The 21,018-nt window shown below is 66.9% G+C and carries 19 protein-coding genes; 7 read left to right on the plus strand and 12 right to left on the minus strand.

What is annotated here, in order from left to right:
* Nucleotides 1-107: 107 nt before the first annotated feature.
* Nucleotides 108-1,052, minus strand: a complete 945-nt coding sequence (locus tag ACEPA4_RS09710; protein WP_005416462.1) for a chemotaxis protein — start codon at nucleotides 1,050-1,052, stop codon at nucleotides 108-110.
* A 232-nt stretch (nucleotides 1,053-1,284) separates the two neighbouring features.
* On the opposite strand from ACEPA4_RS09710, the gene flgA reads away from it, so the two are divergent.
* The 4 genes from flgA (at nucleotide 1,285) to ACEPA4_RS09730 (ending at nucleotide 3,969) form a co-directional block, all read left to right on the plus strand.
* On the plus strand, nucleotides 1,285-1,941 hold the full coding sequence (gene flgA / locus ACEPA4_RS09715) for a flagellar basal body P-ring formation chaperone FlgA (RefSeq protein ID WP_005416463.1): 657 nt from the start codon (nucleotides 1,285-1,287) through the stop codon (nucleotides 1,939-1,941).
* A gap of 75 nt (nucleotides 1,942-2,016) precedes the next feature.
* A complete protein-coding gene (gene flgM / locus ACEPA4_RS09720; RefSeq protein ID WP_005409579.1) occupies nucleotides 2,017-2,322 on the plus strand; it encodes a flagellar biosynthesis anti-sigma factor FlgM in 306 nt (101 codons plus the stop codon).
* The gene (locus ACEPA4_RS09725) at nucleotides 2,319-2,657 is read left to right on the plus strand and encodes a FlgN family protein (RefSeq protein WP_014037132.1); all 339 of its coding nucleotides are present in this window, start codon (nucleotides 2,319-2,321) and stop codon (nucleotides 2,655-2,657) included. The genes flgM and ACEPA4_RS09725 overlap by 4 nt, the downstream gene beginning before the upstream one ends.
* Before the next feature lie 91 nt (nucleotides 2,658-2,748).
* On the plus strand, nucleotides 2,749-3,969 hold the full coding sequence (locus ACEPA4_RS09730; protein WP_053496680.1) for an ATP-binding protein: 1,221 nt from the start codon (nucleotides 2,749-2,751) through the stop codon (nucleotides 3,967-3,969).
* A 93-nt stretch (nucleotides 3,970-4,062) separates the two neighbouring features.
* On the opposite strand, the gene ACEPA4_RS09735 is transcribed toward ACEPA4_RS09730, so the two are convergent.
* Together ACEPA4_RS09735 and ACEPA4_RS09740 are read right to left on the minus strand one after the other, a co-directional pair.
* Complete coding sequence (locus ACEPA4_RS09735) at nucleotides 4,063-5,835, minus strand: EAL domain-containing protein (protein ID WP_005416466.1); 1,773 nt, start codon at nucleotides 5,833-5,835, stop codon at nucleotides 4,063-4,065.
* A gap of 3 nt (nucleotides 5,836-5,838) precedes the next feature.
* On the minus strand, nucleotides 5,839-7,941 hold the full coding sequence (locus ACEPA4_RS09740) for a PAS domain S-box protein (RefSeq protein WP_262090562.1): 2,103 nt from the start codon (nucleotides 7,939-7,941) through the stop codon (nucleotides 5,839-5,841).
* Between the two features lie 130 nt (nucleotides 7,942-8,071).
* Between ACEPA4_RS09740 and ACEPA4_RS09745 the strand changes: the two genes are divergently transcribed.
* Nucleotides 8,072-10,831, plus strand: a complete 2,760-nt coding sequence (locus ACEPA4_RS09745) for an EAL domain-containing protein (protein ID WP_262090563.1) — start codon at nucleotides 8,072-8,074, stop codon at nucleotides 10,829-10,831.
* 62 nt (nucleotides 10,832-10,893) lie between these two features.
* Here ACEPA4_RS09745 and ACEPA4_RS09750 read toward each other — a convergent pair whose 3' ends face one another.
* From ACEPA4_RS09750 to ACEPA4_RS09785, 8 genes are all read right to left on the minus strand, one after another.
* The gene (locus ACEPA4_RS09750) at nucleotides 10,894-11,988 is read right to left on the minus strand and encodes a GAD-like domain-containing protein (RefSeq protein ID WP_171956033.1); all 1,095 of its coding nucleotides are present in this window, start codon (nucleotides 11,986-11,988) and stop codon (nucleotides 10,894-10,896) included.
* Nucleotides 11,989-12,175: 187 nt separating this feature from the next.
* Nucleotides 12,176-12,682, minus strand: coding sequence for a hypothetical protein (locus tag ACEPA4_RS09755; RefSeq protein ID WP_171956034.1), 507 nt, complete (start codon nucleotides 12,680-12,682; stop codon nucleotides 12,176-12,178).
* Nucleotides 12,683-12,749: 67 nt separating this feature from the next.
* Nucleotides 12,750-12,965, minus strand: coding sequence for a hypothetical protein (locus ACEPA4_RS09760; protein ID WP_049461083.1), 216 nt, complete (start codon nucleotides 12,963-12,965; stop codon nucleotides 12,750-12,752).
* A 98-nt stretch (nucleotides 12,966-13,063) separates the two neighbouring features.
* Nucleotides 13,064-14,254, minus strand: coding sequence for a methyl-accepting chemotaxis protein (locus ACEPA4_RS09765; RefSeq protein ID WP_014647075.1), 1,191 nt, complete (start codon nucleotides 14,252-14,254; stop codon nucleotides 13,064-13,066).
* 216 nt (nucleotides 14,255-14,470) lie between these two features.
* Nucleotides 14,471-15,085, minus strand: coding sequence for a high frequency lysogenization protein HflD (gene hflD, locus ACEPA4_RS09770; protein WP_005416473.1), 615 nt, complete (start codon nucleotides 15,083-15,085; stop codon nucleotides 14,471-14,473).
* A complete protein-coding gene (mnmA, locus tag ACEPA4_RS09775) occupies nucleotides 15,082-16,224 on the minus strand; it encodes a tRNA 2-thiouridine(34) synthase MnmA (protein WP_164093159.1) in 1,143 nt (380 codons plus the stop codon). Before mnmA ends, hflD begins: the two co-directional genes overlap by 4 nt.
* On the minus strand, nucleotides 16,221-16,682 hold the full coding sequence (locus ACEPA4_RS09780) for an NUDIX hydrolase (RefSeq protein ID WP_049460786.1): 462 nt from the start codon (nucleotides 16,680-16,682) through the stop codon (nucleotides 16,221-16,223). Before ACEPA4_RS09780 ends, mnmA begins: the two co-directional genes overlap by 4 nt.
* Nucleotide 16,683: 1 nt before the next feature.
* Nucleotides 16,684-17,157: a hypothetical protein gene (locus ACEPA4_RS09785; RefSeq protein ID WP_005416476.1), complete on the minus strand. Its 474-nt coding sequence runs from the start codon at nucleotides 17,155-17,157 to the stop codon at nucleotides 16,684-16,686.
* A gap of 112 nt (nucleotides 17,158-17,269) precedes the next feature.
* On the opposite strand from ACEPA4_RS09785, the gene clpS reads away from it, so the two are divergent.
* Nucleotides 17,270-17,596, plus strand: coding sequence for an ATP-dependent Clp protease adapter ClpS (gene clpS, locus ACEPA4_RS09790; RefSeq protein WP_005416477.1), 327 nt, complete (start codon nucleotides 17,270-17,272; stop codon nucleotides 17,594-17,596).
* A 138-nt stretch (nucleotides 17,597-17,734) separates the two neighbouring features.
* Here clpS and ACEPA4_RS09795 read toward each other — a convergent pair whose 3' ends face one another.
* The gene (locus ACEPA4_RS09795) at nucleotides 17,735-18,547 is read right to left on the minus strand and encodes an APH(6) family putative aminoglycoside O-phosphotransferase (RefSeq protein ID WP_065184884.1); all 813 of its coding nucleotides are present in this window, start codon (nucleotides 18,545-18,547) and stop codon (nucleotides 17,735-17,737) included.
* Nucleotides 18,548-18,685: 138 nt separating this feature from the next.
* Between ACEPA4_RS09795 and clpA the strand changes: the two genes are divergently transcribed.
* Complete coding sequence (clpA, locus tag ACEPA4_RS09800) at nucleotides 18,686-20,971, plus strand: ATP-dependent Clp protease ATP-binding subunit ClpA (protein WP_061478688.1); 2,286 nt, start codon at nucleotides 18,686-18,688, stop codon at nucleotides 20,969-20,971.
* Nucleotides 20,972-21,018: the final 47 nt, after the last annotated feature.

Consider the following 21,018-nt stretch of genomic DNA (forward strand, 5'->3'; position numbering starts at 1 on the left):
GCTGCAAGGGGTGTGCCAAATTCGAGAGGGTAGTGCCGGCCGCTGGCCGGCTCCCCGATGGATCTGCGGTTGCCGGCCAGCGGCCGGCACTACCGGATCAGTGGCCGTCAGGCCGCCATCGCCACCTTGCGCAGGCGGTCCAGCACGAAGTCAGCCAGCTCGTGCGGCGAGTACTTGGCGACGAAGGCGTTGGCGCCGACACGCTCGACCATGGCGTTGTTGAAGACACCCGACAGCGAGGTGTGCAGCAGCACGTAGAGGCCGGCCAGGCCCGGATGGCGCCGGATTTCCGTCGTCAGCGTGTACCCGTCCATGGCCGGCATCTCGATGTCGGAGATGACCATGGCATAGCGTTCGGCGGGGTTTTCGCCCGAGGCTTGGATCTGCAAGAGGTGGTCGAGAGCCTGCTTGCCATCGGAAAGCAGGGTGGCACCCACGCCCAGCTGATCCAGCACGCTGCGGATCTGCTGGCGGGCCACGCGCGAGTCGTCCACCACCAGCACCTGCAGCTGGGGGCCATCGGCGGGCATTGCCATCGCCGGATCGAGTACGGCGTCACCGCGGACCTGGGCGATATCGGCCAGCACGCTTTCAACGTCGATCACCTGGATCAGCTCACCCTGGAAGCGGGTTACCGCGGTCAGGTAGCTCGACTCGGCGCCAAGCTCCGGCGGCGGGTGGATGTCTTCCACCGCGATGTTGACGATGCGTTCGACGCCGCTGACCAGGAACCCCTGGATCGAGCGGTTGAACTCGGTGACGACCAGGTAACCCGGCGAGGTATCGGCATCGGGCTCACGTTCGGGGTGGCCGATGGCCAGGCCCAGGTCCAGCACCGGCACCGAGCGGCCGCGCACGTCGGCCACGCCGGCGAACTGGCTGGGCAGGCCGGGTACCTGGAACAGCTCCGGGCGCCGCAGGACTTCCTGCACCTTGAAGACATTGACGCCAAAAAGCTGACGTCCGCCGAGACGGAACAGCAGCAGCGCCAGGCGGTTGTGGCCGGCCAGGCGGGTCCGCTGGTCGATCCGGTTGAGCAGGTCATGGGACATGGCTGCTGTATCGGCGCGTTGGGCGCCAAACTTGAGGGCGCTCTGCCACTGCGCGCTCCGCACCGCAATTGTGGCGTCGCCCCATGTTCGACCGGGGCTCTATGTAGCGTCGAGCGATGCTCGGCTGGCTGTTGGGCGCAAAGCGGTCGAGCATGGCCTGACTCTACAAGTGCCCCTCTGGCACACCCCTTGCACGCACCTGGGCCAGCTCTTGCCGATTGAAGGAGGCGCCATGTGCCGGGTCACATCTCTATTCGCCATCGCGCTGGCCGTGGCCTCGCCGTGGGCGGCTGCCGCCGACTGGCAGCCGGTGGCAAGCATCCGCGCGGCGGCCTTGTCGACGCTGCCGGCGGGCAGCGAGGGCGAGGCCCAGGTGGCCGATGCGCTGCGCCTGCCGAAGTGCGGGGGGGCGTTACAGGTGCAGCCCACCGCCAACACCACGGTGGAGGTCAGCTGTCCGGATGCGGGCGGCTGGCGCCTGTTCGTGCCGGTAAAGGTGCGGCGCAACCAGACCGTACTGGTGCTCAACCGCGGAATCGGCACTGGAGAAACCCTCACTGCCGCCGATATCACCACTGCCCAGCGTGACGCTGCCCGGATTGCCGGCGCGGTGCTGTCCGATCCCAATGCAGCGATCGGCCGCGTCGCCCGCCGTCCGTTGCAGGCCGGAGCCCTGCTGTCGAACAACGATCTGGTGGTGCAGCGTCTCATCAAGCGAGGAGACAATGTGGCCCTGGTGTCGCGTCGCGGCTCGGTCGAGGTCCGCATTGCCGGCCGTGCGATGGGTGATGCCGGTGAGAACGAACGGGTCTCGGTCGAGAACCTGTCCTCGCGGCGGATCGTGCAAGGCACGGTCGATGCCGCAGGTGACGTAATCGTGGCGCGTTGAATTACCGCAAAATATCCCTAAAGATCACGGCCCTGCGGCCGTTATCCCTTGTGAACGGCAACTCCAGGACACCCCATGAGCCAGAAAATCGACGGCAACCTGCAGGTCCCCCAGGCACTGCGCAGCGTGACGACCCCGGCCAACAAGCCCGGTGTCAGCACCGATGCGGCGGCGCGCCCGGTCGAGGCGGCCGACAGCCTGCGCCTGACCGGCGAGGCCACCAATCTGCAGGCCATCGAGCGCGAGCTGACCACCGCCCCGGCGATCGACGCCCAGCGCGTGGCCGCCGTGCGCGAGTCGCTGCAGAACGGCACCTACAAGATCAATCCGGACGCGATCGCATCGCGCATGCTCGATCTGGACCAGCAGCTGCACGGATGACTGCGGCGATGAGCGAGCCGCTGCAGCGTCTCGCCCAGGCCCTGGACGTTGAACGCCAGGCCCTGGTCGAGCACGACGTGCACGCCCTGATCCGGGCTACCGGCGCCAAGCTGGAAGCGTTGCGTGCGCTGGAAGGCGCGCCACCGGTGGGCGAGGGCGAACAGCTGCAGGAACTGGCCGAGCGCAACCGGGCCAACGGCGTGCTGCTGTCGCGCCGCCGCCGCGAGGTGAACTGGGCGCTGCGCCAGCTCGGCCGCACCGAAGACGCCTCGGCCTACGATGCCAAGGGCCAGTCGCACACGGTCAGCATCGGCCGGCCCCTCGCCGTCGCCTGAGGCGACGGCGGTCGCATAACCCCTCCCGGCGGGCTGAAGCCCGCTGCATGACCGCGTATATTGGGCGCCTGTTCGAACGTCCCGAGTCGCCGTGTCCGCTGCCAACGCCCTGGTTACCGCCCCCCTTCCGCCGCAGCCGGTGCTGCAGGCCCTGCTTGAGCGCCTGCGCGAAGGCCTGCTGCTGTTCACCGATGACGGGCGGGTGGCCCTGGCCAATCCGGCCGCACAGAACCTGCTGGCCAGTGGCGAGGACGGCGGGTTGCCGCCGCCGCAGCGCCTGCGCGAACTGCTGCCACCCGATGCGCTGGAACAGGCTCGCCAGCATGGTCACTGGAATGGCAGCCTGCCGCTGGGCGAGGGCGTGGTCATCGCCCATCTGTACCACCATGGTCCGGTCGGCCAGGGGCATTTCCTCGCCCTGTTCCGCCACATCGAAGGGCAGGAAGACTACGAACGCGAGCTGCAGCAGCGCCATGCCGAACTGCGCCAGGCCTACCTGCGCCTCAATGGCACCCAGGAAAAGCTGCTGCAGTCGGAGAAGATGGCGTCGATCGGCCAGCTGGCCGCCGGCGTCGCGCACGAGATCAACAACCCGATCGGTTACGTGCACTCCAACCTGGGCAGCCTGCAGGAATACCTGCGCAGCCTGTTCACCGTGATCGAAGCCTACGAGCGCGCCCTGCGCGCGCCGGACCCGAAAGCGCTGATTCCGGAAATCGATGATATCCGTGACCGTCTGGATATCGATTTCATCAGCCGCGACCTGCCGCAGCTGATGGCGGAATCGCGCGAAGGCATCGAGCGGGTCACCCGCATCGTGCGCGACCTGAAGGATTTCTCGTATTCCGGCCGCGACGAGTCGTGGAAGCTGGTCGACCTGCACGCGGGCCTGGAATCGACCATCAACATCATCTGGAACGAACTCAAGTACAAGGTCACCCTGGTGCGCGAGTTCGGCCAGTTGCCCCTGGTGGAGTGCCTGCCATCGGAGTTGAACCAGGTCTACATGAACCTGCTGCTCAACGCCGGCCATGCCATCGCCGAGCGCGGCACGATCACGGTGCGTACCGGCGTTGATGGCGATCACGTTTGGGTCGAGTTCGAAGATACCGGCGGTGGCATCTCGCCGGAACTGCGCCAGCGCATCTTCGATCCGTTCTTCACCACCAAGCCGGTGGGCAGTGGCACCGGCCTGGGCCTGTCGATCTCCTACAGCATCATCAACAAGCACCACGGCCGCATCGACCTGGACAGCACGCCCGGCGTGGGCTCGCGCTTCCGCGTGGTGCTGCCGGTCAAGCAGCCGCGCTGACCGCTTCTGGCAGTGCCGGCCGCTGGCCGGCAACCTCATTGAACCCGATTTCCAGAGCAGCCGGCCAGCGGCCGGCTCTACCAGAGGGGATGGTTACCGCAATGGGCGATCCTCGCCGCCATCTCCGCTCTCCACCGGCGCCGGGCCGGCATTGCTGCGGCGCTGTTCCTCGTACGTGCGGAACGCCTGGTGGATGTGCTTGCGCAGCTCGTCGTCGTTCCACGGCTTGGTCAGGAAGCGATAGATCGCGCCGCGGTTGATTGCATCGGTCACCGTGTTCAGATCGGTGTAGCCCGACAGCACCAGGCGGATCGTATCCGGGTACAGCATCTTCACCCGGCCGAGGAACTCGGTGCCGCTCATGTCGCTCATTCGCTGGTCGGACAGGATCACCTGCACGTCGTTGATCGCCAGCAGGTCGAACGCATCGCGCACGTTGCCGGCGGCCAGGATGCGGTAGCCGTCGCGGCGGAACAGGCGCACCAGTGAGCGCAGCACGTTTTCCTCATCATCCAGCAGCAGCAGCGTCCGGTCCGGACGTGTCTCGGCGAAGGCTTCCGGGCGCAGGTAGCGGCGGCGCAGGGTCATGCCGGCGGCATCGGCCGACATCGGTTCGCCGAACAGGTAGCCCTGGAACACGTCGCAGTCGTTGCGGCGCAGGAAGCCCAGCTGCGCCTGCGATTCCACGCCGTTGGCAATCACGGTCATGCCCAGCTGGTGGCCCATGGCGATGATCGCGCGGGCGATGGCCGCTTCACGATTGCCGGCCGGCGCGCTCTTGATGAAACTGCGGTCGATCTTCAGCTTGTCCACCGGGTAGCGCACTAGCGCGCTGAGGCTGGAGTCGCCGGTACCGAAGTTGTCCAGGCTCAGGCTGATGCCTTCGTTGCGCAGGTTGGCCAGCGTTTCGTGGACGAAATTGACGTTGTTGGTCAGCGCACTCTCGTTGATCTCCAGCGTCAGCATGTGCGCCGGTACGCCCGCCGCCTGCAGCAGTGACATCACTTCGGCGAAGAAGTTCGGCCGCAGCAGCTGCAGGGTGGACACGTTCACTGCGATGGTGAAGTCATCGAAGCCCTGGTCGCGCCACAGCCGCGCCTGCTTCAAGGCGCCTTCCAGCACCCAGGTGCCGATCTGCACGATGATCCCCAGGCGTTCGGCGGTGCGCATGAAGCGCTCCGGCACCAGCATGCCCAGGGTCGGCGACTGCCAACGCAGCAGCGCTTCCATGCCCACCACGTGGCCGTCGCGCGCGCTTACCAGTGGCTGGTAGCGCAGCTTCAGCTCGCCATTGGGAATGGCATCGACGATCTGGCGCGCGATGATGCTCTCGCTGTGCGCGCTTGGCGGGGTGTCCACCGCATGGATGCGCACGGCATTGCCGCCTTCGCGGGCGGCCTGGTACAGCGCATCCTCGGCATGGTCGAGCAGGCGCGAGGTGCTGCTGGCATGTTCCGGGCACAGGCTCACGCCCAGCTTGCCGGTCATGAACAACGTGTACGGCAGCACCGACAGTGGCAGCTCCATCTGTTGGCGGATCTCCTCGGCGAAATCCTCCGGCAACGGCAGATCGGCGGTGCGCGGCACCGCGATCAGGAACTCGTCGCTGCCATGTCGCCACAACTTGCCGCGCCCGCGCAGGTAGGACTGCAGGCGCTGTGCCACCAGCACCAGCGCCTGGTCGCCCACTTCGGCACTCATGTTTTCATTGACCGATGCGAAATGGTCGATGTCCACGTGCATCAGCATCAGTGCGATGCCGCCTGAGGCTGCCTCGGCAACCATTGCCTGCAGCTCGGGGTTGCCGGCGCCAAGGCGGTCGGGAGCGTCATCGATGCTGACCGGGGGCAGGTTGGGATTCCACATGGTTCAGTATTCCGGTGAATCGACGGCAGCCCTGCTGGCCGCCTGGTAGGGGAGGTGGACATCGACCAGGGTGCCTTCGCCATGCGCGGATTCAATCCGCACGTGGCCACCGACGCTCTGTGCGCGCTCGCGCATCACGATGAGGCCCAGGCCGCGCGGGCCGTCCGGATCGAAGCCTTCGCCGTCATCGCGGATCTGCAGGTGCAGGCCGCGCTGGCCGACATCGCGCAGCTGCAGCAGGACCTGGCTGGCGCGCGCATGGCGCAGCGCATTGGTCAGGCTTTCCTGTGCGATGCGGAAGCAGGCCTGTTCGATGCTGTTGTCGGGGCGATGCGGCAACGGCTCGATCTCGGCCAGCAGCTCCACCGGCGAGGAGCGGAACAGAACCCGCGCCTGCCAGCTGAGCGCTGCCTCCAGGCCCAGTGCATCCAGCTGCGGGGGGCGCAGCAGGGTGGAGATGTCGCGCAGTTTGGCCACGGTGGTGTCGGCCAGGCTGACGATCTGCGCCAGATCCTGCCCACGCCGCTGCGGATCGTCCTCTTCCAGCGCGGCGTGCGCCGACAGCTTGATCGCGGTAATGGCCTGGCCGATGTCATCGTGCAGGTCGCGCGAAATCGCACGACGCTCGTCCTCCTGCAGCGAGAACAGCCGCCCGGCCATCGCCTGCAGTTCGCGGTTGCTGGTTTCCAGCGCGCTGCGGATGCGCTCGGAATCACTGAGGTCGCGCACGATCAGCAGCTTGCAGTCGCGGCCACCGTAGCGCACGTCGCCCACCGCCAGGCCGGCATGGAAGCTGCGGCCGTCGCCGCGCCGCATGGCCACCACGCTGCTGTGGCCCGGTCCCAGGTGCGGCTGGCCGGCACGCAGCTGGCTGCGCACCCGCGGCAGGTCTGCGGCAGCGACCAGCGCCGACAAGGGCTCGCCCAGCAGGGTATGGCTGCCGTAGCCGAACAGGCCGGCGGCCCAGGCGTTGGCGTACAACACATGTTCGTCGGAGAGGATCACCACGCCGTCGGGCAGTACCCGCACCAGCTCGCGGAACTGCTCCTCGCGCTCGCGCAGCAGTCGCCGCGACTGCTCGCGTTCGGTCACGTCCTGCAGGGTGCCCAGCACGCGGTTGCGGCCAGCCTCATCGAGACCGCTGGCGGCGCGCAGGTGCACCATCAGCGCGCGCCCGTCCATCGACAGCAGCGGCAGCAGCACGTCCACCTGTACCGGCTCGCCGGAGCATAGCTCGGCCAGCAGCTGCTCGGTCTGGGTGGCGGTGGCCGGGTCGGCCGGCACCAGCAGTTCGTCGAAGCGGTGCCAGCGGCGGGCTTCGGGCGGGCGGCGGCCGAGCAGGCGATAGACCTGGTTGGAATAGCGGCCCAGCCCGGTGGACGGGTCCAGCTCCCAGGCGCCGATGCGGGCCAGTTCGTGGGCTTCTTCCACCCGTGCCAGCGCCTGGTCGCGACGCAGCTGGGCCAGGTCCTCGGCAGTGCGATCGATGGCGATCAGCAGGCGCGCATTGTGACCGTCGTAACTGATCGCGTTGGAGCGCAGTTCCATCTGCCGCAGCGCGCCATCGCGCAGCTGCAGCTGCGCGCGCAGGATGCACAGCTCGTCGGGCGCCTCGCGGATCGCCTCCAGCTTGGCCTGCAGCGCCTGGCCCTGGCCGGGTGGCCACAAGGCGTCGATGGTCTGTTCCAGCAGCTCATCGCGCTCCCAGCCGAAAGCGGTGCAGGCGGCTGGGTTGGCGTCGAGGATCGCCAATGTGTCCAGGTCATAGACGAGGATCGGGCCGGGGTTGCCCTCGAACATCTGCCGCAGGCGCAGCTCCGAGGCCTGCTGGCGGGCGTGGGTATGCAGCACGTGCTCGGCCAGCGGGCGCAGCAGCAGGTACAGCAGGCCCGCGCTGGCCAGGGCGAAGAACGAGCCCTTCAGGCCCTGCCACAGGGCCGCCTGCTGCGGATCGGGCACCAGCGCCTGCACCACGCTGTCGGTGGAGATCATCCAGGCCAGCGCCATCACCAGGTAGCTCAACACCACCCGCCGCCGGTCACGGCTCAGTGCCTGCGCCATCCGCGGGTCGGGAACTGGGGCGTTGCCGGTCGGTTCTGCGGGCATGGACGGGGTGGGTGAAAGGGGCGCCGGTCATCTTACCCCGCAGCGTGCCGTCACCACTCAATTATCCGCCGCAGGCGCCGTTAACCACTGCGTGCCCCGCTGACGGGCGAGTCATCCGGAGCAAGATCGCGTGGACCAAGGGATCATCGCCAGCCTGCTGCAGCACCCGCTTGCGTCGGCGCTGGTCATCGTCGACCGTACCGGGCGCCCGCTGGCGGCCAATCCGGCCGCGCGCGAGCATGGCCTGCCGGCCACCGTGGCTGCCTATGCGCCAATGCTGGAAGATCTGCGCCTGATGGCCGCCGATGGCGGCATCGTGCCCTGCACGCTGCCAGGCGGCCCGCGCGGCCACTACGACGGCTACCTGCGCGCCGTGCATGACGGTGCCGGCAACCTGCTGGCGTTCACCCTGAGCATTCCCGAGCCGGTGCCGGTCGATGGGGGTGGGCGCTGGGAACTGGCACTGGACAGCGCCGGCCATAGCCTGTGGGACTGGGACATCCCCAGTGACCGGGTGGCGCGCACGCCGGCGCTGGGCGACGAGACGGCCACCGAACTGCTGTCGCGCGTGCACAGCGAGGACATCGACCAGGTGCGTGCCGCGCTCGACGAGCACCTGCGCGGGCGCAGCGAGCAGTACAGCGCACAGTTCCGCTTCCGCCAGGCCGATGGCCAGTGGCGTTGGGTGCTGGATCGCGGCCGCGTGGTCGCGCGCACCGCCGATGGCCAGCCGCTGCGCATGGTCGGCACGCATACCGATATCGAGCAGCAGAAGCAGCTCGAATCGCTGCTGCAGGAACAGCAGCTGCACCTGAGCGAGGCCCAGCGCATCGCCAGCATGGGCAGCTGGTCGTTCGACCCCAACAGCGGGCACTTCTGGTGGTCGCCGGAACTGCGCTCGCTGCTGGCGCTGGAGCACGGCGCCGTGCCCGGCCAGCGGCGCTGGCTGAAGCAGCTGCATCCGCGCTCGCGTGGCGCGTTGCGTGCGGCATGGCGGCGCCTGTGGCGCGATGGTCGTGCCGCCAATCTCGAGCTGGAGCTGACCCGTGGCCATGAGCCATCACAGCACCTGCGGCTGTGGATGCAGCCGCTGCTGGACATGGACGGGCAGCCCAAGCGCCTGCTCGGCCAGGTGCAGAACATCACCGAACAGCACCAGACCGACGCGTTGATTCGCTGGCGCACCGAACTGCTGAACCGGGTTTCCGCGCTGGGCCGCATCGGCGGCTGCGAGATCGAAGTGCAGACCCGCAGCATGCAATGGACCGAGGAGTGCTACCGCATCCATGGCCTGCGCAAGGAACCGATCACCCTCGACCAGGCGCTGGCGCTGTACACGGAGGACTCGCGCAACGCGTTCGAGGCGGCGCTCGCCCGTATCGCCAACGGCGGCCTGCCCGAGCAGCTGGACCTGTGCTTCTACCGCCAGTCCGGCCTGCGTGTCTGGGTGCAGGTGCTGATCGAACTGGATCGTCGTGACGGACTGCCGCCGCGCTTCGTGGTGCTGTTCCGTGATATCACCCGCGAGCGCGAGGCCAACGAGCGCATTGAACTGCTGGCCCACTACGACCTGCTGACCGGCCTGCCCAATCGCGTGCTGCTCGGCGAACAGACCGCCGAGGCCATCGAGGAGGCGCGTGATCGCGGCACCTCATTGGCGATGCTGTTCATCGACCTGGACGGCTTCAAGACCATCAACGACAGCTTCGGCCACGCCACGGGTGATGCGCTGCTGAAGGCTGCCGCGACCCGCCTGCACCAGAACCTGCGCAACAATGATCTGTTTGGCCGTTTCAGCGGCGACGAGTTCATCGTCGTACTGCGCGACCTGGCTGAGCCCGAGGATGCGGGACATGTCGCCCGCAAGCTGATCGCCTCGCTGGCCGAGCCGCTGCGCCGTGGCGAGACCACGCTGAAGGTCGGTGCCAGTGTCGGCATCGCGATGCTGGGCGATGCGCAGACCGATTTCGATTCACTGCTGCGCGCTGCCGACGCCGCGATGTACGCGGCCAAGGAAGCCGGACGCAACACCTACCAGTATTACAGCCAGGACGCACTGGCCCGCATCCAGCGCAGGCTGGAGCTTGAGCACGCGCTGCACGGTGCGATCGAGCGCGAGGAGTTCAGCCTGGCCTATCAGCCGCTGCTGCATGCCCACCAGGGCGAGCCGCCGGCAATTGAAGCACTGCTGCGCTGGCATCGCCCCGGCATCGGCTATTGCAGCCCGGCCGAGTTCATTCCCATCGCCGAGAAATGCGGCGAGATCGTACGCATCGGCGACTGGGTACTGAACGAAGCCTGCCGTCAGGCAACCGCCTGGGACCGGGCTGGACTGCACTTCGACCGCATCGCGGTCAACGTATCGGCGGTGCAGCTGCGCGACCGTGGCTTCGCCGAACGTGTGATCGAGATCTGCCATGCCCACGGCTGGCCGCCGCAGCGGCTGGAGCTGGAGCTGACCGAATCGGCGCTGATCCGTGACACCGACATCCTGCGCCACTGCTTCGACGTGCTCGAACGACACGGCGTGCCGCTGGCGGTGGACGACTTCGGTACCGGCTTCTCCAACCTCAACTACCTCAACCGCTTCCCGGTGGGTCGCCTGAAGATCGACCGTAGTTTCGTGCAGGGCATGCTGCACGATTCGGGCACGGCCGAAGTGACCCAGGCCATCGTGCACCTGGGCCACGCGCTGGGCATGAAGGTGGTGGCCGAGGGCGTGGAGACGCACCAGGAGGAAGACATGCTGCGCCGCCAGGGCTGCGACGAGATCCAGGGCTACCTGTACTCGCGCCCGCTCAGCCCGCGCGACCTGGCGCAGTGGCTGCGCCAGCAGCGTCCGTTACCGATGCGCACCGACGCCAGCAGCGAAGCGGTGCTGGTGCGCTGACAGCCATACTTTGGTGGGTGCCGACCGTTGGTCGGCACGGTTGCCGCATGGCGTGGATCTACTCAAAGAGCCAGCATCTGGTAGTTGCCGACCTTGGTCGGCGTGCACGCTGGTTCGCCCGTTGATGTGTCCGCCGTCAGCGACGCTGCGCAAGCTCTGCGAGCACATCCAGCGCCTTGCGTTTTACCAGGCTGCCTAGCCCGCCAGCCGTGCTCTGACACCGGCTCCTTCGAGCTGTAAATCTCTCCGTCGCCCAGCGGCCCCAACATCTCACGGGCTCGCCAGAACATTGGCTCCCCGTCCTCGGCCAGAACATCCAGTTCGGCAGCATCCAATGCAAGCAGGAAGTCGTGCAGGCGTCTGTCGCGGTCGATGTTGCTTGCTGGAAGAGTCAGTGTTGCAGGCGCGCATAGGTAACCTTCGTGGGGTTCAAGCGTGAGTTCGACTCCGGTTCGCTCGCCACAGATCAGCATCTGGCCGAATGGCGAGATCGCATAGACATGGAAATCATCTTTGCCCCATAGAGGACTGCCCGCCAGAAGGGCGGCGAGCACCGATTCGTACCCCGCAGGGTTCACCAAAGCCAGTCGATCATCGTGATAGCGCGCAAGACCGTCGCGCTGCCACAGTGCCAACAATGCGTCCGGGAACCTGCCTTTCCAGAGCGTCAGCATGGTGTCAGCAACAGGCGAGCCTGGAGTACTGGTTTGCAGTTGATCCAGAAGGCTCGTCGTGAAGAGGGCGGAAGTATCGGTATCCACGACTGCCGAGACGTTCTCCGGGTGGTCCCGGTCCTCCGGACCTTCCGGCAGCAGGTTGAGAAATGTCAGCATGCTCTCGGCCCGTGCAAGCTCCAGGTTCGATTCCTCGCCCGGAATGGCGCTTGCCTTGCTTCCGGAGACAAGCAACAAGGCGCCCGTTGGAAGCTCATGCCACGGGGCTTCAAGGATCAGATAACGTCGCGGCGCCTGTTCGGCATCATCGTCAAGGATGATGACTGGCGGGCCGTCTTGCACGCACCCCGCGGACACTTCAACTGCTGCATCGATCACACCCGCTTCAGGATCGTACGCATCGATCGGAGCGGAGTAGGGCTGCTGGAACGCTCCAAACGTCTTCAGCGCCTGCTGAAGCGCCCCAAGGGAATCGGGACCCACGGTCAATGGGACAAGGGGGTGCCGGAAGCTGCAAAGCAACTGAGAGGCAGAGAAGGGCGCTGGTCATCGGGCTGGCTTGATCTGAACCGCAATCGGCCCCTTCACGATGAAGGGCGCATGGTTCACGGTCCATGCAAACAGTCGGAAATGCTGGCATCGCGGGGCATCATCCACGCACGGCGTGGATCTACCTTGGAAACTCCGCCTTCAACTGCATGCGCAGCGCCTCGACAATGGCCGCATAGCGCCGCTTCTGCACCAGATAGCTGGCCAGGAACAGTGGCAGTACCAGCAGCATCGGCGCCACCATCGGGCGCATCGCCACCAGTGGCAACAGCAGCAGCGACAGCATCGCCACGAACCAGCTGCACAGGCCGATCACCCGCACCTCGTGCCGCCGTGCGTTGAGCACGATGCGTCCACGCATCACCGGGAAGTAGCGCAGGCCGAAGCTCGGCGCGAAGCTCTCGCGGAACGCCATGCTGCCATCGGGCAGCGCATGGAAGGCCAGCCGCAGCCACTTGTCCTGCGGCAGGTCACGCTCCAGGCTGCCCAGCGAGAGCCGGGCCTGCATGGCCGGCGGCGCCGCGATGCGTTCGTTGAACAGGGTGATGCCGCAGCTGAAATAGCCGGCCACCCAGGCCATCAGGAGGACGGTCTCCAACAGCACGAGTGCGATCAGGGTGATGGCCATAGGTCTTCCATGGACGGGACCGGGCAATCATGCCATGCGGGATGCCCCACCCACGCAGGGCGTGGATCTACTTCAGGGCTTCGCCATCCAACCCCAGGTCCCACGCCAGCCCCAACAGCTCGTCGTCCGCCGGCGATGGCGCCGGGCGCGCGTCCGCCAGCTGCTGCAGCTCGCAGATTTCCTCGCGGGCGACCTCTTCCAGCTTTTGCAGCTGCTCACGCACGCTCGCGTTGCGCGGGCGCTCGGTGTCGGTGAGGGCGGGCAGGGCGCGGATCAGGGTCATGGTGCGCGTACAGGATGCATCCAGCGGCGGGTTACAGGCAAAGGCCCCGGACGAACCGGGGCCTTGCGGGCTGCCGGCGATGGCAGCGGACATCAGGATCAGAACAGCTCTACCGTGCCGGCACCCATGCTCTGCTGGGCAACCGGCTTGTGCGGCGGGCGTTCCCATTCGCTGCGCAGTTCGCGCAGGCGGTTGCCGGTGCGCTGCAGGGCGCTGGCGATCTCCTCGTCGAACACGCCGCCATTGCGGTGCAGCAGCTCCTGCAGGGCCACCGCTTCGCGGTTGATCGCGGTCAGGCGGTCCAGGTGGGTGTGCACGCCGCCCAGCGCCTGGGTGGCGATGTCTTCGAACTGCAGGGCGCGCACGGCTTCAGCCACGCTGCCATCGATCGCGCGGGCGCACTCGGACACTTCGCGCATGCCGTCGCCCAGCGAGGCATTGATCTGCGCGACGTTGTCGAGCATTGCCGCCGCTTCCTGGCGCGCTTCGCGGGAACGGTCCATGTCACGCGAGGCCATGTGCGAGACCGTCTCGCGCACCTTGGCGATGGCGTCCTTGGAGCTGTGTGCCAGCTTGCGGATCTGCTCGTTGAAGGTGGTCGAGCGCTCGGACAGGTTGCGCACTTCGTCGGCGACCACCGCGAAGCCTCGGCCGGCTTCACCGGCACGCGCCGCTTCGATGGCGGCGTTCAGCGCCAGCAGGTTGGTCTGGTCGGCGATCGACTTGACGTCTTCCAGCAGCGCGAAGATGCCATCCAGGTGCTGTGCCATCTGGTCGATGTGCTGCACGGTGGTGCTGCTCTGGCCGCTCACCTGTTCCAGCGCTTCCACCAGCTGTTCCATGCGGTGGCTGGCGTGCTGGGCGAAACGGGCAACGTCGAGGCCGGCATTGCCTTCATCGCCGGCGCGGTCGACGATGCGCGACAGCGCCTGGCTCTGCTGGCGCGACTTGCGGTTCATCGCATCGAAGCTGCCGCCCAGGCTGGAGACCGCCTGGCGGATCAGGTCGCGGGCGCGTTCCACTTCACCACGCGAACCGTCGATTTCGTTGCCGACGAAGTTGCGCAGTTCGGTCAGCAGCTGGTCCTGCTCACGCAGGACACGGGCATGTTCCGGGGAACGATGCGCCTGGGCGCGGGTGGTCCACCACGCAAAGCCGAGCCAGCTCAGCGTCATCGTGGTCAGGATCGCCCAGCGCAGGGCGGCCGGCCATTCGAAACCGATGGCGAAGGGGAGCAGCAGGGTCAGAGCCAGGGGGGCGGCCAGACGGATGAAAATGCGTGAGTACATGGACGTTCTCGGGAGGTGCACGGAGGATGTATCGGCCGTACCCCCTTTCTCTTTAACGTCGATGTGCTTGGAAGTGCATTCTGAATGCGCCGGTTTTCCGGCGCTTGGCGGCTTCGGGGTCTGAGCCCTTTCCGTGCCGGAAAGGGATCCGACCCCTGGGTAGGCAGCGGCGGGGTCGGATCCCTTTTCATGGAAAAGGGCTCTGACCGCACACCCTTACGCCAGCTGCCGGTCCACGGCCTCGATCATCGCCTTGCGGCCGAACAGGAAGTCCCAGTAGCTGCCGCCCAGCTGGCGCCACAGCACTGCCGAGCGCACCGCGGCCAACAGCAGGGCACGGATCTCGGCCACCACGCCGGCCTGGCCCAGGTAGTGCGGGTTGCCTTGCACCATCACCCGCGGCTTGAGGTGGCTGATGGTGTCCGCGTACAGGCTTCCCAGGCTGGCCAGCACATCCGGGTGGCCGCTGTCGCCCAGTTCGGTGGCCTGGCGCTGGGCACGCTCGATGCCCGAAGCAACCTTGTTCACGGTGGCGCCATCCTGAACAAAGCGGCGCTCCAGCTGCAGCACCGACAGCGCCAGTTTCGGCAGGATCGGATCCTGGCCCTGGTTGCGGAAATAGTTGTGCAGCAGGCGCAGCCCGGCCTTCAGTGCATGGCGGTCACCGAACACCGCCTGCGGCGAGGACGCATCGACACGGAACACGCTGTCCACGGCGGTGCGCACGGCGGCGGCGTCGGAATGGCCGGTATCGGCGATGCGGCGTACCTGCTGCAGGGCCTGGGCAATGCCGGCCAAGGCCAGGACGCGGTCGTCGACAGTGAAACTCATGCAGCGGTTACCTCAAAAGGGGAGGGAGTGGTGCGCAGGCGCTGTTCCAGCGGCGCATCGGTGGCGGCGATCACCGCGCCACCCAGGCACACATCACCGTCATACAGCACCAGCGATTGACCGGGGGTAACGGCACGCTGCGGGCGCGCGAAGGTGACCAGCACGCTGCCATCGTCCAGCACGTCGACCGTACACGGCTCATCGGGCTGGCGGTAGCGGGTCTGGGCGGTGCATTCGAAGCGTCGCGCGGGTGGCGAGCCCGAGATCCAATGCGCCGGCTCCGATCGCAGGCGATCGGACAGCATCCATGGGCTGTCGCGGTCCTGGTCGACGTACAGCACGTTGCTGGCCACATCCTTGCCGACCACGTACCACGGTGCGGCCGGGCGGCCGCGTACGCCGCCGATGTTCAGGCCCTCGCGCTGGCCCAGGGTGAAATAGAACACGCCCGGATGTTCGGCGATCACGCTGCCGTCGGCCGGGTCAAGGATCTGGCCGGGCCTGGCCGGCAGGTAGCGGCCGAGGAAGTCGCGGAAATCCCGCTCGCCGATGAAGCAGATGCCGGTGGAATCCTTCTTGGCGTGGGTCGGCAGGCCGACGTCGCGCGCAATCCGTCGCAGGTCGGTCTTCTCCAGGTCGCCGATCGGGAACAGGGTGGCCGCCAGCTGCTCCTGGCCCAGCTGGTGCAGGAAGTAGCTCTGGTCCTTGGAGCGGTCGGCACCGCGCAGCAGCAGCCACTGGTGGCCGCGCTGGGTCACCCGCGCATAGTGGCCGGTGGCGATGCGCTCGGCGCCCAGCTCGCGGGCGGCATCCAGGAAATGCTTGAACTTCACTTCACGGTTGCACAGCACGTCCGGGTTCGGCGTGCGGCCAGCGGCGTATTCGGCCAGGAAGTGCTCGAACACGCCCTGCCAGTACTCGCTGGAAAAGTCCCGGAAGTGGAACGGGATACCGAGCAGGCCGCATACGGCGACCGCATCGCGGCGGTCATCCTCGGCACGGCAGTCACCGCTGCCGTCGTCGGCCCAGTTCTGCATGAACAGGCCGGCCACGGCCTCGCCCTGCTGGACCAGGCGCCAGGCGGCGACCGAAGAGTCGACACCACCCGATACGCCCACCATCACGCGCGGCGTGCTCATGCGACCTCCCGGACCAGCGAAAGCGGATGGCGCTGGCCACCCAGGTAATCCGCCACCACCTGCCAGACCAGCGGGCTGCGCTGGCGCTCGCCGGCGGCCTGCAGCTCGGCCGGGGTCAGCCACAGCGCGCGGTCGATGCCGGTGTCCAGCGGTTGGGCCGGGTCGTGCGAGACCGGGTGTGCTGCGTAGCAGAAGCGCAGGAAGGCGGTGCCGTCGCCGGCAGTCCACTGGTAGCAGCCGATGAAATGGGTCAGCTGCACGGTCCAGCCGGTTTCCTCCCGGGTCTCGCGCAGGGCTGCCTCGGCCAGGCTTTCGCCTGGCTCGAGGTGGCCGGCCGGCTGGTTCAGCACCTGGCGGCCTTCAATGGTCTCTTCGACCAGCAGCACGCGGCCGCCGTCAACCACTACCGTGGCGACGGTGGCGTGCGGTGCCCAGCGCGGGTCCGGCGTGGCGTTCAACTCAGAACTCGTCCTTCTTGGTCAGCTCCAGCTCCATCGCGTCGGCGGTGCGGATGGCCGCATCGATGGCGTCGCTGAGCTGGTCCGGGGTGGCATCGGCGTCGATCTTGACCACGAACATGGCGGTGGTGTCCTGCTTTACCCAGCCCCCCATCTTGGCGTCCTGCGAATCCTCCAGCAGGCGGTTGGCCACGGCCACCGGGAACTGCTTGGTCTTGGCGTTGTAGGCCGGCGACCAGATCTCACGGATGTTGTGGCTGCCGAAATCCTCCACCGCCGAGCGCACGTAGACCATCTGGGTGCGGTCACCCTCGACGTCGAACACCATGCGGTAGTCGCCATCCTCGTCGACTTCGTAGGTATAGCCCAGCTTGTCCAGATGGCGGGCCACGGACTTGTCGGCGCTGGTTGCGGCAGTGGCAGAGCCGGCAGCGGCCAGCGCGATCAGCAGGGCGGGAAGAAGGGTCCTTTTCATGAAGATCCTGTGAAACAGTGTTGGGAGAGGGTGCAATTGTGACGGTGGGCGTGCGTGCCGTCCAATCTGCGGCGGGCCGACGCAGGCCTGCCCGAGCCCCTATAATGGATGGATGCCCCATGAGTCCTCCCCCGATTCCCAGCACGAGCACGGCGTTGCCGTAGAGCCCGCGCGCCCGGAAGTGGCGCCGCCGCCGTTCTACCAGGTGATGCTGCTCAACGACGACTACACCCCGATGGATTTCGTGGTGGATGTGCTGCAGCAGTTCTTCAGCATGGACCTGGACAAGGCCACCCAGGTGATGCTGCACGTTCATACCCGCGGCCGCGGCGTCTGCGGTGTCTTCACCCGCGAAGTAGCCGAGACCAAGGTTGCCCAGGTCAACGAGTACTCGCGGATGAACCAGCATCCGCTGCTGTGCACGATGGAAAAGGCCTGACCGGCTGCCGATTCGCGTCCGGGCACAACGATCCCGGACCCAGTGTGCCCACCAAGGTGGGCACCTACCAAAGCAGAGGCCTGTATCGATCGTGGATGGAGCGCCCCCAGCAAGGTAGGCACCTGCCAAGCGCGGGTCTCAGCTCTCCGCCAGCGCCTCCAGCGCCATCCGCGCCACCGCCTCGTCCACGTCGGCCGGGTCGCCGTCATCCCGGAACCAGACTGCCGACAGCCCCGCGCTGGCTGCGATCCAGCGCAGCAGGCGCGTGCGTTCCAGGCCGGCCAGTGCGCTGACCTGTTCCAGCCGGGCAGCAAACCGCTCCGGCCGCGTGGCCACGTGGATGCCCGGGCCACAGAGATCCGGATTGCTGAACATCGTCGTGTAGTCGAACGCACGGTCGCCCAGCAACCGCTTCGGGTCGATCGCCAGCCAGCCGCGCGCGCCGAAATCGAGCACGTTGTCGTGGTGCAGGTCGCCATGCAGGGGCCGGACCTCGCGCTCTTCCTGCAGCAACCCCTCCGCCAGTGATCTGCACTGTTCCAGCAGTGGCGGCAGCGCAGCCCTTGGCTGCAGCAGATCGGCGAACCATGTACGCAGGCAGACCAGTTCCGCTGGCGGCGCGCTCCGTGGCCGGTGCAGCCGTTGCAGGACCTGGCACAGGATCGTGGTGCAGGCCTCATCGTCGCCCTCGATCGAGCGTTGCCGCAGCGAGTCGCCGCCGGCACGCTCGATCAGGATCGCCGGCCCGGCGTGGGCCAGCAGGCGGGCAGCGCCGTCGCCGTCCCACCAGCGCAGGAGGCGGTGGCTGTTCTGTTCCTCGGTTTCGCTGCTGATCTTCAGCATTGCCGGCGTGCCGGCAGCGGTCAGCACCGGCCAGAGCCGGGCATGGGCCGTTTCGATGGCCGGGCCATCACGCCGCAATCGCCAGCGGCTCAGGTAGGGTTCGCTCATGCCGGTTGAGGTCTTCTGGAGTGAACGAAGATCAAGCGTTCTGCAGTGCTAACGCCATCTGAACGCAGCAATCCGCTAGGGTGATGGAAATCGCGTAGTCAGGCCGCATATTGTTCCCATCTGCCGCCGGAGTAATCCATGTTCAGCAAAGACCTCGAACACACCATCGGCCAGTGCTACAAGCGCGCCCGTGAGGCCCGGCATGAGTTCATGACGGTCGAACACCTGCTGTTGGCACTGCTCGACAACCCGTCCGCCCAGGCCGTACTGAAGGCCTGTGGTGCCGACGCCGAACGCCTGCGCCAGGAGCTGGAGCAGGCCATCGAGGCCTCCGTGTCGCGCCTGGCCGAAGATGACGGCCGCGATACACAGCCGACCCTGGGCTTCCAGCGCGTGCTGCAGCGGGCCGTGTACCACGTGCAGTCCTCGGGCAAGAAGGAGGTCACCGGCGCCAACGTGCTGGTCGCCATCTTCGGCGAGAAGGACTCCCACGCCGTCTACTACCTCAACCAGCAGGATGTGACCCGGCTGGATGTGGTCAATTACCTGTCCCACGGCATCGCCAAGCTGGGCGAGGAAGGCGAGCAGCCGTCCTCCTCCTCCGACGGCGAGGGCCGCATGGAAGGCGGGGAGGGTGAGCCGAAGGGTGATGCCCTGACCGAGTTCGCCAGCAACCTCAACGAACAGGCCCGGTCCGGCCGCATCGATCCCCTGGTCGGTCGTGGTGACGAGATCGAGCGCACCATCCAGGTCCTGTGCCGTCGCCGCAAGAACAATCCGCTGTACGTGGGCGAGGCCGGCGTGGGAAAGACCGCCATCGCCGAGGGCCTGGCCCGCCGCATCGTCGAGGGCTCGGTGCCCGACGTGCTTGCCGACGCGGTGATCTATTCGCTCGACCTGGGCGCGCTGGTGGCCGGCACCAAGTACCGTGGCGACTTCGAGAAGCGCCTGAAGGGTGTGTTGACCGCGCTGAAGAAGGTGCCCAACGCAGTGCTGTTCATCGACGAGATCCACACCATCATCGGCGCCGGCTCGGCGTCGGGCGGCACCATGGATGCGTCCAACCTCATCAAGCCGGCCCTGGCCTCCGGCGAGCTGCGCTGCATCGGTTCGACCACTTTCCAGGAATACCGCGGCATCTTCGAGAAGGACCGGGCACTGGCCCGCCGCTTCCAGAAGATCGACATCGTCGAGCCGACCGTTGGCGAGACCTACGAGATCCTGCAGGGCCTGAAGTCCAAGTACGAGCTGCACCACAGCGTGACCTATTCGGATGAAGCGCTGCAGGCGGCGGTGGACCTGTCGGTGAAGCACATCGGCGACCGCCTGCTGCCGGACAAGGCCATAGATGTGATCGACGAGGCCGGTGCCCGCCAGCGCCTGCTGCCGGAAGGGCAGCGCAAGGAGCTGATCGACGTCGAGGAAGTGGAGGCGATCGTGGCCAAGATGGCGCGGATCCCGACCAAGCAGGTCAGTGCCACCGACAAGGATGTGCTGCAGCATCTGGAGCGCAACCTGAAGATGGTGATCTTCGGCCAGGACCCGGCCATCGAGACGCTGTCCTCGGCGATCAAGCTGGCCCGCTCGGGCCTGGGCAATCCGGAAAAGCCGATCGGCAACTTCCTGTTCGCCGGCCCGACCGGTGTCGGCAAGACCGAGGTGACCAAGCAGCTGGCGCTGCAGCTGGGCATCGAGCTGGTCCGCTTCGACATGTCCGAATACATGGAGCCGCATTCGATCAGCCGCCTGATCGGTGCCCCTCCGGGCTACGTCGGCTTCGATCAGGGCGGCCTGCTGACCGAGAAGATCGTGAAGACGCCGCACTGCGTGCTGCTGCTGGACGAAATCGAGAAGGCGCACCCGGACATCTTCAACATCCTGTTGCAGGTGATGGATCGCGGCGTGCTGACCGATACCAACGGTCGAGAGGCCAACTTCAAGAACGTGGTGCTGGTGATGACCACCAATGCCGGCGCGGCGCAGGCCTCGCGGCGCTCGATCGGCTTCACCAAGCAGGACCATGCCACCGATGCGATGGAGACCATCCGGCGCAGCTTCACCCCGGAATTCCGCAACCGCCTCGACGCGGTGGTGCAGTTCCAGGCGCTGGGCTTCGAGCACATCCTGCGCGTGGTCGACAAGTTCCTGATCGAGCTGGAGATGCTGCTGCAGGACAAGCACGTCAGCCTGTCGGCCACGCCGACCGCGCGCGACTGGCTGGCCCACCACGGCTTCGACCCGCTGATGGGTGCGCGTCCGATGGCCCGGGTGATCCAGGACAGGATCAAGCGTCCGCTGGCCGACGAGCTGCTGTTCGGCAAGCTGGTCAACGGCGGCAAGGTGAGCATCGATGTGCGCGACGACGAGCTGGTGGTCGAAACCCAGGCCGAACCGGAGCGCCTGCTGCCGGTCACGGTGGAATGAACTGACCCCCGGCCGGTTTCGGCGGACCTGAAATGACAAGGGCGGCT

It is taken from the genome of Stenotrophomonas sp. P2112 (assembly GCF_041897515.1).
Classification (GTDB): domain Bacteria; phylum Pseudomonadota; class Gammaproteobacteria; order Xanthomonadales; family Xanthomonadaceae; genus Stenotrophomonas; species Stenotrophomonas sepilia.